Source organism: Achromobacter pulmonis (genome assembly GCF_902859765.1).
GTDB classification, from domain to species: Bacteria; Pseudomonadota; Gammaproteobacteria; order Burkholderiales; family Burkholderiaceae_B; genus Achromobacter; species Achromobacter pulmonis.
The window spans coordinates 1-13,644 of the sequence record NZ_CADIJV010000019.1; the positions used below are offsets into that span (position 1 = coordinate 1).

General features: G+C 67.2%; 9 protein-coding genes. 5 read left to right on the top strand and 4 right to left on the bottom strand.

Going from position 1 to position 13,644, the window contains the following annotated elements; genetic code table 11:
- The first annotated feature begins 8 nt into the window (after positions 1 to 8).
- Both HV701_RS16220 and HV701_RS16225 read left to right on the top strand, forming a co-directional pair.
- On the top strand, positions 9 to 485 hold the full coding sequence (locus HV701_RS16220; protein ID WP_175134137.1) for a c-type cytochrome: 477 nt from the start codon (positions 9 to 11) through the stop codon (positions 483 to 485).
- A 149-nt stretch (positions 486 to 634) separates the two neighbouring features.
- Complete coding sequence (locus HV701_RS16225; RefSeq protein WP_175134069.1) at positions 635 to 1,606, top strand: AraC-like ligand-binding domain-containing protein; 972 nt, start codon at positions 635 to 637, stop codon at positions 1,604 to 1,606.
- Positions 1,607 to 1,636: 30 nt separating this feature from the next.
- Here HV701_RS16225 and HV701_RS16230 read toward each other — a convergent pair whose 3' ends face one another.
- The gene (locus HV701_RS16230) at positions 1,637 to 2,311 is read right to left on the bottom strand and encodes an epoxyqueuosine reductase QueH (protein ID WP_175134070.1); all 675 of its coding nucleotides are present in this window, start codon (positions 2,309 to 2,311) and stop codon (positions 1,637 to 1,639) included.
- A gap of 100 nt (positions 2,312 to 2,411) precedes the next feature.
- Positions 2,412 to 5,177, bottom strand: coding sequence for a bifunctional [glutamate--ammonia ligase]-adenylyl-L-tyrosine phosphorylase/[glutamate--ammonia-ligase] adenylyltransferase (gene glnE / locus HV701_RS16235; RefSeq protein ID WP_175134071.1), 2,766 nt, complete (start codon positions 5,175 to 5,177; stop codon positions 2,412 to 2,414).
- A 101-nt stretch (positions 5,178 to 5,278) separates the two neighbouring features.
- Between glnE and HV701_RS16240 the strand changes: the two genes are divergently transcribed.
- Positions 5,279 to 8,899 carry a YhdP family protein gene (locus tag HV701_RS16240; protein ID WP_175134138.1) on the top strand — a complete coding sequence of 1,207 codons (3,621 nt, stop codon included), beginning with the start codon at positions 5,279 to 5,281 and terminating at the stop codon, positions 8,897 to 8,899.
- A gap of 130 nt (positions 8,900 to 9,029) precedes the next feature.
- Here the strand turns inward: HV701_RS16240 and rho are convergent, their stop codons facing one another.
- On the bottom strand, positions 9,030 to 10,289 hold the full coding sequence (gene rho / locus HV701_RS16245; protein ID WP_175134072.1) for a transcription termination factor Rho: 1,260 nt from the start codon (positions 10,287 to 10,289) through the stop codon (positions 9,030 to 9,032).
- A gap of 117 nt (positions 10,290 to 10,406) precedes the next feature.
- Positions 10,407 to 10,733, bottom strand: coding sequence for a thioredoxin TrxA (gene trxA, locus HV701_RS16250; protein ID WP_006387817.1), 327 nt, complete (start codon positions 10,731 to 10,733; stop codon positions 10,407 to 10,409).
- Positions 10,734 to 11,059: 326 nt separating this feature from the next.
- On the opposite strand from trxA, the gene parE reads away from it, so the two are divergent.
- On the top strand, positions 11,060 to 13,021 hold the full coding sequence (parE, locus tag HV701_RS16255; protein ID WP_175134073.1) for a DNA topoisomerase IV subunit B: 1,962 nt from the start codon (positions 11,060 to 11,062) through the stop codon (positions 13,019 to 13,021).
- The gene (locus HV701_RS16260; RefSeq protein WP_175134074.1) at positions 13,021 to 13,632 is read left to right on the top strand and encodes a YcxB family protein; all 612 of its coding nucleotides are present in this window, start codon (positions 13,021 to 13,023) and stop codon (positions 13,630 to 13,632) included. The genes parE and HV701_RS16260 overlap by 1 nt, the downstream gene beginning before the upstream one ends.
- Positions 13,633 to 13,644 lie beyond the last annotated feature (12 nt).

A 13,644-nucleotide genomic window follows, 5' to 3' on the forward strand; every position in this document is an offset into this window, starting at 1 on the left:
GGCTGGGCATGGCGCGCGGTGCCGCCGCCGGCGATACGGTGCCGGCGGCGGGCGCCAGCCGCGCCGCGGCCGGGGCCGATACCTTGCGGCAGGTCGCCCGTGCCGACTACGTACTGCAATGCGCCGGCTGCCACCGGGTCGACGGCCGCGGCAGCACGCCGCACGGCATTCCGGACTTCCGCAATTCGGTAGGGGCATTCACGCAGTTGCCCGCCGGCCGCGAATACCTGATCCGGGTTCCGGGGGCCGCCTTTTCCCAGTTGGACGATGCCGAACTGGCCAATGTGCTGAACTGGCTGCTGCGCACATTCAGTCCGGCGCAGTTGCCCGCCGGATTCCAGCCGTATACCGGAAGCGAGGTGGCGGCCGCCCGGCCGCGCCGCTATGACGATGTGGTGCCGGTACGCCATGGCCTGGCGCGCGAACTGGCGGCGCGGGGGTTTGCCCTGTCCGACTATTCGTACGGCAGTGCCCGCAAGCCTTGAGACCGCGCGGCGCGGCCTGCCCCGGGCGGCGGCCGCGCCGGCTCGCGCAATACCGGCGTCCCGTAGGGGTTGTCACGGATACTCCGCGCCCGGGAGTCGGTGATAGAAAGAAGATCGCCATTTGTTCCACGCCGCGCGCCGGAGTCGCCATGTCACTCGCCCTCGTACGCAGCGCGCCCCAGCAGTTCCTGGATTGCGCCAGCTGGAAGGAAAACATCAGCAACACGTTCGTGCCGCTGGAAGTGTCGGCGGCCGACCCCAAGCACTTTCGCAGCAGCGTGGCGGTCGATGCGCTGGGCTGGATGCAGATTTGCGAAATGCGCACGGACGCGCAGCGGGTGCGGCGCACCAAGATGCTGGCCGAACGGGCCGAGGCCTCCGGCTACAAGGTGACGTTGCAACTCGACGGCCGCAGCGAAATCCGCCAAGCGGCGCGCACCGCCTTGCTGATGCCGGGCGAATGGGGCATCTATGACACCACTCGTCCCTACGAGGTGGATGTCGACGACAACGCGCACTTCCTGGTGATGCAGGTGCCCGGCAAGCAGGCCGAGGCCTGGCTGCCGGCCATGCGCAACGCGGTGGCGCGCAGTTTCAGCGCGCGCCACGGTTGCGGCCGCATGGCCATGGATCTGTTGCGGGTGGCGTTGAGCGAGCACGCCCACCTGTCCGAGAGCGCGGCGCGCGACGCCGCCAATGCGGTGATGCAGATGATGGGGCTGGACATCAGCGAACGGGCCGGTGGGGGCGCGGCGCAGGACCCCGGCGCGCTGCGGCAGGCGCAGTTGCGCCGCGTGCAGCAGTACCTGATCGAGAACCTGCATGATCCCGACCTGTCGCCGGCGACGGCGGCGGTGGCGTTGCGCGTGTCGCGGCGCTATCTGTACAACCTGTTCGCGCAGGCGGCAACCACGCCGGCCGACTTCATCCTGGGCGCGCGCCTGGAGCGCTGCCGCGACATGCTGGTCGATGCCGCGCAGCACGCGCGGCAGATCGGCGAGATCGCTTTCCGTCATGGGTTTTCGGACGCGGCGCGCTTCAGTCACGCGTTCCGCAACCGCTATGGGGTGTCGCCGTCGGAGTACCGGCGCCTGGGGCGCCAGCCGGACGAAACGGCCTGAGCCGCCGGCGGTGGCCGGCCCGCGCTGGCCTTAGAGCTCTTCCGCGTTGATCAGGTCTTCCTTGCCGTAGAACTTCACGCCGATGTGAATGCGTTCGCGGCCCTGCGCGCGGCGGTGCCGGTTGGTGTCGCGCAGCGAATAGACGCAGCCGCAGTATTCCTGCTGGTAGAAGTTCTCGCGCTTGCTGATCTCGATCATGCGCGAGGAGCCGCCGCCCTTGCGCCAGTTGTAGGTCCAGTAGACCAGGTCATCGTAGCGCGCGGCCGCCCGTTCGCCGCAGCCGTTGATCTGGTTCATGTCTTTCCAGCGCGAGATGCCGAGCGAGCTGGTGATGGTGTCGAAGCCGTGCTCGTGCGCGTAGAGCGCGGTGCGCTCGAAGCGCATGTCGAAGCAGGCGGTGCAGCGTTCGCCACGCTCGGGGGCGTCTTCCATGCCCTTGACGCGCTCGAACCAGTTGTCCATGTCGTAGTCGGCATCGATGAATTCGATACCGTGCTGCTCGGCGAAGCGGATGTTCTCCTGCTTGCGGATCTCGTATTCTTTGACCGGATGGATGTTCGGGTTGTAGAAGTAGATCGCGTAGTCGATGCCGGAAGCCGTCATGGCTTCCATGACCTCGCCGGAACAGGGCGCGCAGCACGAATGCAGCAGCACCTTGCTGCGGCCGGCGGGCAGGTCGAGTTTGGGGCGCACGAATTCGGACATGGTGAAAAGCAGGCGGTTAGGCGGAAAACGCCTCATTTTACGCCGAGTTGGCGCCATGGGGCGGGGTGCCCGGCACGGCGCGGGGCGGGCGCCCGGTTTGTCAGCCCAGCACGGCGTGCCAGAGTTCGCGCACGGCGGCGCGTTCGGCCTGCAACTGGTCGGGCGCCACGCGGGCCTTTTCCACTCCTTGCATGCGCAGTTGGTGCTGCACCCGCCGCAGCGTGCGGTAGGCATCGCCGGCGCGCGTGGCCAGGCCCGGGTCGATCAGCCCGGCCTCGCCCGCCAGGCGCAGCAGGGTGATGTTGCCCAGGTTGCGCACCAGCACAGGATGGCTGCCGGCATGGCAAAGCACCAGGTATTGGGTCACGAATTCCACATCCACCATGCCGCCGGCATCGTGCTTGAGATCGAACTTTTCGGTGTTGTTGGGGTGGCCGGCATTGATTTTCTCGCGCATCGCCAGCACTTCCTCGCGCAGCTTGGCGGTATCGCGCGGCATCACCAGGATGGCTTCGCGGATCTGTTCGAAGCGCTGGCCGACGGCGGCATCGCCGCATGCGTAGCGCGCGCGCGTCAAGGCCTGATGCTCCCAGGGCCAGGCGTGCTTTTGCTGGTATTGCTCGAAAGCTTCGAGCGACACCGCCAGCAGGCCGGCATCGCCGTCCGGCCGCAGGCGCAGGTCGATTTCGTACAGGCGACCCGATGACGTCATGGTCGATAGCCACGAGGTCATGCGCCGCCCCAGCTTGGCGTAGACCTCGGCGGCGTCCTCGCGCGTATCGTCGTACAGGAACACCAGGTCCAGGTCGGAGGCGTAGCCCAGCTCCTTGCCGCCCAGCTTGCCATAGGCGATGACCGCGAAACGCGGTTCGGCGCCCGCGACCTTGTTCACCAGCGGCCAGGTGCGGCGGATGGTTTCCGTCAGCAGCAGGTCGGCCAGGGCCGACAACTGGTCGGCGAGCTTTTCCACCGTCAGTTCGCCCTCCAGGTCCTGCGCCAGCAGCTGGAAGCTGGCCTGGCGCTGCACGTCGCGCATCAGATTCATCTGGCGCTCGATGTCGGGGTCGCCGTCGGGCAGGCGGCAGGCGTCCAGGTCGGCGCTCAACTGGCGCGCGATCTGGGCGAAGTCCAGCGGTTCGAACAGCGTGCGCCAGTCGATCAGGCTGTCCAGCAGCAGCGGGTGCTGGGTCAGGTATTGCGCCGCCCAGGGGCTGGCCGCGACCATGCGGGCCACGCGCGCCAGCGTGTCGGGGTATTCAGCCAGCAGGGCCAGGTAGGCGCTGCGCTGGGCGATTTTCTCGATCAGGTCGAGCAGGCGCACGGCGGCGTCCAGCGGCGCGCCAGTCTGGCTCGCGGCGCGCAGGGCGGCGGGCAGCAGGGCTTCCAGGCGGCGCCGGCTGCTCTCGGGCAGGCTGCGCACCCGGTGGCTGTTCATCAGGGTGTCGGCGCGGCGCAGCAGGTCGTCGGCCTGTTCGCCGAAGGTCTGGCGGATCTGTTCGGCCAGCTCGCATTGTTCCTCGGCCTCGGCGGCGGCAGCTTCGCTGCCGGCATCCGCGGTGTCTTCCTTGTCCATGCCCACCAAGCGGAACACATTGCGGAAGGTGCGGGAAACGAACTGGCGGTGGGCGGCCAGCGTGCTTTCGAATTGCGCGGCGTCCAGGCCCAGGGCGTTGGCCAGCGCGGTCCGCAATGCCGGGTCCGACGGCAGCAGGTGGGTCTGCTCATCTTCGCGGTATTGCAGCGCATGCTCGGTGCGGCGCAGGAAACGATAGGCGTCCTCCAGGCGGCGCGCATCGTCCTCGGTCACCAGGCCGGCGAGTTGTTCGGCGTGCAGCGCCGCCAGCAGGCCGCGCTGCTGCAGTGCCGGCATGCGCCCGCCGCGGATCAACTGCGCTAATTGCACTACGAACTCGATCTCGCGGATGCCGCCATCGCCCAGCTTGATATTGTTGGCGCTGTCGATGCCATTGCGGGCGGTGGCGCGGCGTTGCCAGTCCTGGCGGATGCGCTCGCGCAGGGCCCGCAGCGCGGCCAGCGCGTCGAAGTCGAAATACTTGCGATACACGAACGGCACGCGCAGGCTTTCGAGCTGCCGCGCCTGGGCCTCGCTGTTACTGTCCTCGAACGCCCGCGCCGGCATCAGGCGCGCCTTGAGCCAGGCATAGCGTTCCCATTCGCGCCCCTGGCCGATCAGGTAATGCTCGAGCGCATCCAGGCTCCATGCCAGCGGCCCGGCATCGCCGTCCGGGCGCAGGCGCAGGTCGGTGCGGAAGACCTGGCCGTTGGCATCGACTTCGGACAGCACCGGCATCATGCGGCGGGTCAGGCGGCCATAGAACTCATGATGGCTGATGCGGCGCGGACCATCGGTGTCGCCTTCCTCGCCGTACAGCATGATCAGGTCGATGTCGGAGGAGACGTTGAGCTCGCCGCCGCCCAGCTTGCCCATGCCGACGATCAGCATTTCCTGGGGCAGGCCGGTGGCCGGATCGCGGGGCACGCCGTGCACCTCAGCCAGCTCGGCGGCCACGCTGCGGTAGGCGGCGGCAACCGCAGCGTCGGCCAGCGCCGTCATCGCCCCGACCACCTCTTCGAGCGGCGCCATGCCGGCCAGGTCGCGCACGATCAGGGTGCTGAAGACCCGCTCGCGCAATTTGCGCAGCACCTGGCGGCACTGCTCCACGGGCAGGGTGGCGGGCGCGCCGGGGCCGGCCAGCTCGGCCTGCCAGTGCGCCAGCCGCTCCGGGGTGACCGGGTGTTGCGCTGCGTCTTCCAGCCAGGCGGCCAGGTCCGGGTGGGCATCGAGACGGCGGCGCAGGTGGCCGGACCAGGCAAGGGCGGGGGCGAACAGGGCGGGCGTAGGCATGGCGATCGGACGGGAGACGAATGGGCGCGTTTCAGGTATAAGTGGGGACGATACCGCAAGACTATTCTCCTGCCCACCGATCCGTGTCTGTTTCAAAGAAAGTGCTCTGCTGCCTGTTCTGGGTGGTACTGACCGTATACGGCGTCGTGGCCATCGGGCTTCTGGGCGTGCGCTACTGGGTCTTGCCGCGCGTGGACCAATGGCGCCCCCAGATCGAAGCCTACGCCAGCCAGGCACTGGGCGCACGGGTCACGATCGGTGCGATCCAGGCCGACTGGCAAGGCCTCAATCCACGGCTGGCGCTGACCTCGGTGCAAGTCTACGATGACCAGCCGGGCCCCGTGTTGACGTTGCCCTCCGTGTCGGCGGTGCTGGCATGGCGCAGCCTGCTGACTTTTTCGCCCACGCTGCTGCGCCTGCGGCTGGAGCAGCCTGAATTGACCTTGCGGCGCGATCCCGACAATCGCCTCTGGGTGGCGGGGCAGGGCATCGACCTGAACGCCAGCGATCACCGGTCCGACCTGGATCATCCGGCGCTGCGCTGGTTGACCGCGCAGCGCGAAGTGTTCATCCATGGGGCCCGCGTCCGCTGGCAGGACGAGCTGCGCCAGGCGCCCGAGCTGGTCTTGAGCAATGTCGATTTCCTGGTGCGCAATGGCAGCCTGTCGCACCGCTTCGCCTTGCGCGCCGATGCCGATCCGGCGCTGGCCCGCAAGCTGGACCTGCGCGGGGAATTCAATCGCAGCCTGTTCTCCGCCAATACCGCCAGCCCCGCCAATTGGAGCGGCCAAATCTATGCCGCGATCGACGATGCCGAGCCGCTGGCCTGGGCGGCCTGGACGCCGCCGCCGCCGGTCCGGGGGCGCGTCAGTGCCCGCGCCTGGTTGCAGCTGGACCACGGCAAATTCACGACGTTGACCGCCGACCTGGCGGCGCGCGGGGTCGACTGGTCGGCGGCGTCAGGCGGGCCGGCGGTGGGCGGGGCCGATGCGCGGTTGCATATCGAGGGCACGCCGGGCGATTTCATCGACAGCGCGCGCCTGCCGCTGGCGCGCAGCACCGGCGCGGCGAATCTGGCGCTCCGCGGCCGTGTCGAGCAATTGCGGGTGACGCTGCCCGGCATCTTTGAGCAGCCCGACCTGGCGGCCAGCGACGTGTCGCTTGACGCTCGTATCAAGGGGGCGGACGCGCGCGATTGGTTCGTGGACGTGAGCCAGTTGCGCGTCACCAATGACGATCTGGACGTCCGCCTGCAGGGCCAGTGGCGCCGCGAAGGCAAGAGCGCCGCCGGCAGCGTCGACATGCGGGGCACCCTGGTGCGCGGCGCCATGAACGCGATCCACCGCTATTTGCCGCTGGAGGTCAATCCGGACGCGCGCGAGTGGCTGGCAACCGGTCTGCCGAAGGGCCAGATGGAAGCGGCGGCCATCACCCTCAAGGGCGACCTCGACGAATTCCCTTTCGGCGCGCCGGGATCGACGGGCGAATTCGTGATCGCCGGCGCTTACTCCGGCGCCACGGTCGACTATGCGCCGGCGCGGCCGCATCGCAAGGGCTGGCCGATGCTGGAGAACCTGTCGGGCAGTTTCCGGGTCGACAAGGTCGGGCTGGTGCTCGACAGTCCGGGCGGCGCGGTCTTTCATACCGGCCAGGACCAGACCGTGACGCTTGGCGCCGTGACCGCCGCCATTCCAGACATGGAGCATCAGGCCGAGCTGACGGTCGATGGCGTGACTAGCGGCCCGGTGCCCGCCTATCTGGCGCTGGCCGGCAGCTCGCCGCTGGGCCAGTTGCTGGACGGCGCCCTGGACGAGGCTCGCGGCACCGGTAATTGGCGCATGCCGCTCAAGCTCAAGGTGCCGTTGATGAATACCGACGACACCCAGGTGCAAGGCAAGATCCTGTTCGCCGACAACACCTTCACGTTCATGCCCGAGATGCCCTTGCTCAGCCAGATGCACGGGGACCTGGATTTCTCGGAAAAAGGCGTGCAGGCCAAGGAAATCCGCGCCCAGTTCCTGGGCGGTCCGGTCAGTATCAGCGGCAGCCTGATCCAGCCGAACGATGTCCTGCGATTCGAAGGCGTGCTGTCTGGGGCGGGGCTGGCGCAGCTCGGCAATGCCCCGTCGATGGCGCGTTTCTCGGGCAAGGCCGCCTACAAGGGCAAGCTCGGCTATCAGCGGGGCGGTTCGGTCGAACTGTCGATGGAGTCGGATCTGGCCGGGCTGGCGATCGACATGCCGGCGCCGGTGGGCAAGCCGGCGCGGTCGGTGCGCCCGCTCAAGCTGCAATGGGGCGCCGCGCAGGATCAGGGCGCCAAGGGCCGGCGCTGGCTGACCGCCAGCCTGGGCGACAACGTCAACGCCCTGTTTGAACGCGATCCGGCCGATGGCGCGGCGACGTATTTCGCCCGCGGAGCGCTGGGCATCGACCGGCCCGCCAGTCTGCCGGAGCGCGGCCTGAGCCTGAACGCCAGCCTGCCAGAGCTGGACGTGGACAGCTGGGAAGCGGTCTTGGACGGCTTCAGCCTGGCGCCCACCAAGGGCCGCGCGGCCTCCCGGCCCTTGCTGCCGCCGCCCGAGCGCGTCAGCCTGGCCACCGGGGTGCTGCGCACCGGCGGCTATACCCTGAATGACCTCACCCTGTACGCCACCCGGCCCGCGCCGGCCCAATGGCGCGTCGATCTGGAGTCGCGACAGGCGGCTGGCTCGCTGTCGTGGCGCGAAGCCTCCGGCGCGATCGCCGGGCAGATCACCGCGCGCCTGAAGCATCTGGCGCTGGGGGGCGCGGAGGACAGCAACGAGGCCGACAAGGCGCTGTCTTCCGGCAACGACCTGTCCGACATTCCCGCGATCGATCTGCAGGCCAAGGAGTTCCGACTCTATGGCAAGAATCTGGGCGAGCTGCAGGTCATCGGCACCAACCTGGAGCGTGGCCGCCAATGGCGCCTGGACAAACTGTCGATAGCCAACGACGCCGCCACCTTGAATGCGACCGGCACCTGGCGCCTGGAGGGGCCCGACCGCGGCCTGACGGTTGATGCCGCCGCCAAGTTCGAGAACCTGGGCAGCTTCATGGACCGCATCGGATTCGAACATGTGGTGTCGGGCGGCACCGGGGACATCAAGGCCAAGCTGAGCTGGCGCAACCTGCCCTGGACGCACGACATCGCGGATGTCGCCGGGGATGCCGAGATCTCCCTGGACAAGGGACGTTTCATGCACGTGAATTCACGCACCGCGCGGCTGCTGGAGTTGCTGTCGCTGCAATCGCTGCAGCGCCTGGCGCGGCTCGACGTCAATCCGACCAACCTGCTGCGCGATGGCTTTCCCTTCGATACCGTGCGCGGGCAGGTCAGGCTGGCGGACGGTTCGCTGGCCACCGAGGGATACAAGATCAACGGCCCGGTGGCCGCCATCGTGCTGGCGGGCAACGTCAATATCGTGCAGGAGCGCTGGAACCTGAAGGCGGTGGTGATCCCCAACCTGGATGCCAGCGGCGCGGCCATGGTGACGGCGTTGGCGGTCAACCCGCTGATCGGCCTGGGCGCGTTCGTCACGCAATGGCTACTCAAGCAGCCGCTGGCGCGCGCCATGACCATGGAATATGCCGTCACTGGCAGCTGGGACGACCCCAGGATCGACCCTATCGACGCCTCAGGCAAGCCGGCTCCCAAGCAGACGCCCAAGCCGCGCAGCCTGGAAGAGTTCATCGAGCACTGATGCGGCCGTCCGCGGTTCCCTGGCGTTTGGGATACCGCTCCGGCTCGACCCCAAAAGCAATTGGCGAGGACCGCCGTGGGGCAATCCTCGCCAATTCGATGCGTGCGCCCGGCGCGCGGGCGGTGACGGCTTATTTCTTCTTCATCATGTCGAAGAATTCGGCATTGGTCTTGGTGGCGCGCATCTTGTCCAGGATGAATTCCATGGATTGGACTTCGTCCATGTCGTGGATGAACTTGCGCAGCACCCAGACCTTCTGCAGCAGGTCCGGCGCGATCAGCAGTTCTTCGCGGCGGGTGCCCGACTTGTTCAGGTTGATGGACGGGTAGACGCGCTTTTCCGCCAGGCGGCGCTCCAGGTGCACTTCGGAGTTGCCGGTGCCCTTGAATTCTTCGTAGATGACCTCGTCCATGCGGCTGCCGGTCTCGATCAGCGCGGTGCCCAGGATGGTCAGCGAGCCGCCTTCCTCGAGGTTGCGCGCGGCGCCGAAGAAGCGCTTGGGGCGTTGCAGGGCGTTGGCGTCGACACCACCGGTCAGCACCTTGCCGGAGGCGGGCACCACGGTGTTGTAGGCGCGCGCCAGGCGGGTGATCGAGTCCAGCAGGATCACCACGTCCTTCTTCATTTCGACCAGGCGCTTGGCCTTCTCGATGACCATTTCGGCGACCTGCACGTGGCGGGTGGCAGGTTCATCGAAGGTCGAGGCGACCACTTCGCCGCGCACGGTGCGCTGCATTTCGGTCACTTCCTCGGGACGCTCGTCCACCAGCAGGACGATCATGACCGCGTCGGGGTAGTTGGTGGTGATGGCATGCGCGATGTGCTGCATCATTACCGTCTTGCCCGACTTGGGGCTGGCGACGATCAGGCCGCGCTGGCCCTTGCCGATGGGGGCGAAGATGTCGAGGATACGGCCGGTGAGGTTTTCCTCGCTCTTGATGTCGCGTTCCAGGCGCAGCGGCTGGTTCGGGTGCAGCGGCGTCAGGTTCTCGAACATGATGCGATGCTTGATCGCCTCGGGCGCCACGCCGTTGACCTTGTCCACCTTGACCAGCGCGAAATAACGCTCGCCATCCTTGGGCGTGCGCACTTCGCCTTCGATCGAGTCGCCGGTGTGCAGGTTGAAGCGGCGGATCTGGGACGGCGAGATGTAGATGTCGTCCGTGCTGGCCAGATACGAGGTCTCGGGCGAGCGCAGGAAACCGAAACCGTCGGGCAGGACTTCCAGCACGCCGTCGCCAAAGATCTGCTCGCCCTGCTTGGCGCGCCGTTTCATGATGGCGAACATCAGCTCCTGCTTGCGCAGGCGGTTGGCGTTCTCGATTTCCAGGCCAGCGGCCATTTCCAGCAGCTGCGAGACATGCAGCGCCTTCAGTTCGTTGAGGTGCATCGCGGTGAGTGTTGGGGGAAGAGTAAAGGAGGGTTCTGGCGGCGCGCCACGGACGGGCTCGCGCGGTACTGAATGAGCGCCGCCCCCAGGGCGGCGCCTTCGTTCACAGCACGCAGTTTACAACGCGCCGTCCAGGAATGCGGTGAGTTGCGACTTCGACAGCGCGCCAACCTTGGTGGCGGCAGCCTGGCCGTCTTTAAAGAGCATGAGGGTGGGGATGCCACGGATGCCGTACTTGGCGGCGGTGCCCTGGTTCTCGTCCACGTTGAGCTTGGCGATCGTCAGGCGACCGGCGTATTCGGTGGCGACTTCTTCCAGGATCGGGGCGATCATCTTGCAGGGGCCGCACCAGGCAGCCCAGTAGTCCACCAGCACCGGCTGGCCGGACTTCAATACATCGGCATCGAAGCTCGCGTCACTGACGTTCTTGATTTGGTCGCTCATGATGGTGATTCTCGGGTTCGGCAGCAAAAGGCGAAAAGAGGGACGCCTTGCCGTTGTTCTTGTTTGTGGGATGGATTAAAGCATACCACTGTCAAAAACAACAGGCATACCACTGTTTATAACAACAGTGTTTGCCGCTTTTGTGTAGGATATCGCGGCGCAGTTATCGCGATCCGGGGCATTGAACCCGGATCCGCTGGCTGTGTCTCTTTCGTCATCCTACCGAATTCGGTGCTGGTCAGGTCGTGCGCATCCCACCCGGAGCCGCGCAGAATCTGGGCTTATCCGTAAAATGTCGGTTTTTTTCCACAGATGTTGGGGATAACTTGGCCACTCCACGTTACAACGAGGCGTCCATCCGCGTCCTGAAAGGGCTGGAGCCCGTGCGGCAGCGCCCGGGCATGTACACCCGCACAGAAAACCCCCTGCACATCGTGCAGGAAGTCATAGACAACGCCGCGGACGAGGCCCTGGCCGGCCACGGCAAGCAGATCCTGGTCACGCTGCACATCGACGGCAGCGTGTCGGTCGAGGACGACGGCCGCGGCATTCCCGTCGGCCTGCACCCCGAGGAAAACGCCCCGGTGGTTGAACTGGTGTTTACCCGGCTGCACGCTGGCGGCAAGTTCGACAAGGCCGGCGGCGGCGCCTATGCCTTTTCCGGCGGCCTGCACGGCGTCGGCGTATCGGTCACCAACGCCCTGGCCACCCGGCTCGAAGTGGTGGTCTGGCGCGACGGCGCCGTCAACCGCCTGGTGTTCAAGGGCGGCGACGTCGCCGAGCCGCTGGCGCCTTACGACCAGGGCGGCCGCAAGAAATCCGGCACCCGCGTGCGGGTCTGGCCGGACGCCAAGTATTTCGACAGCCCCAATATCCCGCTGGGCGAACTGACCCACCTGCTGCGCAGCAAGGCCGTGCTGCTGCCGGGCGTGAAGGTCTCGCTGGTCAACGAAAAGACCGGCGACACCAAGACCTGGCAGTACCAGGACGGCCTGCGCGGCTACCTGTCCGAGGCGCTGGCGGGCGCCGAACTGATGGTGCCGTTCTTCGAGGGCCAGCAGTACGCCGGCGCCGACCACGAGACCTTCGCCGAAGGCGAGGGCGCCCAATGGGTGGTGGCCTGGACCGAGGACGGCAACGCCGTGCGCGAGTCGTACGTCAACCTGATTCCAACGCCGGCCGGCGGCACCCACGAGTCGGGCCTGCGCGAAGGTCTGTTCGGCGCGGTCAAGGGCTTCGCCGAACTGCACAGCCTGCTGCCCAAGGGCGTCAAGCTGTTGCCCGAGGACGTGTTCGCCCGCGCCAGCTTCGTGCTGTCGGCCAAGGTGCTGGATCCGCAATTCCAGGGCCAGATCAAGGAGCGCCTGAACAGCCGCGATGCGGTGCGCCTGGTGGGCGGATTCGCCAAGAGCGCGCTCGACCTGTGGTTGCACAGCAATGTCGAATACGGCAAGAAGCTGGCCGAGCTGGCCATCCGCCAGGCGCAGGCGCGCCAGCGCTCGGCGCAGAAAGTCGAAAAGCGCAAGAGTTCCGGCGTGGCGGTGCTGCCCGGCAAACTGACCGACTGCGAATCCAGCGACGCCAGCCGCACCGAGGTCTTCCTGGTCGAGGGCGACTCGGCAGGCGGTTCGGCCAAGATGGGGCGCGACAAGGAATTCCAGGCCATCCTGCCATTGCGCGGCAAGGTGCTCAATTCCTGGGAAGTCGACCGCGACCGTCTCTTCGCCAACAACGAAATCCATGACATCTCCGTGGCCATCGGCGTCGATCCGCACGGGCCGCGCGATACGCCCGACCTGTCGGGGCTGCGCTACGGCCGCATCTGCATCCTGTCGGATGCCGACGTCGACGGCTCGCACATCCAGGTGCTGCTGTTGACGCTGTTCTACAAGCACTTCCCCAAGCTGGTCGAGGCCGGCCACGTCTACGTCGCCAAGCCGCCGCTGTTCCGCCTGGACGTGCCGGCGCAGGGCAAGCGTCCGGCGCGCAAGATCTACTGCCTGGACGAAGGCGAGCTGGAAGCCGCGCAGGACAAGCTGCGCAAGGAAGGCTCGCGCGAAAGCAGCTGGGCGGTCAGCCGCTTCAAGGGCCTGGGCGAAATGAACCCCGAGCAACTGTGGGAAACCACCATGAATCCGGACACGCGCCGGCTGCTGCCGGTGGGCTACGGCGACCAGACCCCCGAAGACACCACCCGCATGTTCGACATGCTGATGGGCAAGGGCGAGTCCTCGCAACGCCGCGCCTGGATCGAAGAGAAAGGCAACCTGGCGGAGCTGGACATCTGATGACGTTGCCCTCGTCCCCGTTGCCGTCCGCCAGCATGGCGGTCGACCTGACCGCCGACGACTATGCCGAGTTCGCCGCCTATGTCTACAAACGGCCGGAACTGCGCCGCCGCCGCTACCTGTCGCACCTGCGTTTCGCCGTGCTGATGGTGGTGGTTCTGCTGGCCTACCTGGTCTGGCAGACCTGGGACGGGCATGGCCCGAACTGGGGTGCGCTGCTGCCGGTGTACTTCGAAGGGCTGGCGGTCGGCCTGGGCATCCTGGCGCTGCTGGCGCTGGCCTACGAGTTCGCGCTGCCAGGGCTGGTGCGCATGAACACGCGGCGCATGCTCGCCAGGCAGCCGGACGGGCTGTTCCTGGGGCGCCACCAACTGGTGTTCGGCGCCGACGGCATCGAGGACAGCGTCGCCGCTGCCTCCGGGCGCATCGACTGGGACGACGTGCGGCGGGTCGAAGAAACGCCGCAGCATCTGTACGTCATCCTGGGGGCGCTGCAGGGCGTGATCATCCCCAAGCGCGGGCAGGACGCCGCCACGCTGGACGCGGTGCGCGCCCAGTTGCGCGAGCATGTGGCCGATGCCCAGCTGCTGGGCGCCGCGCGTCCCCAATGACGCCGTTTCAAT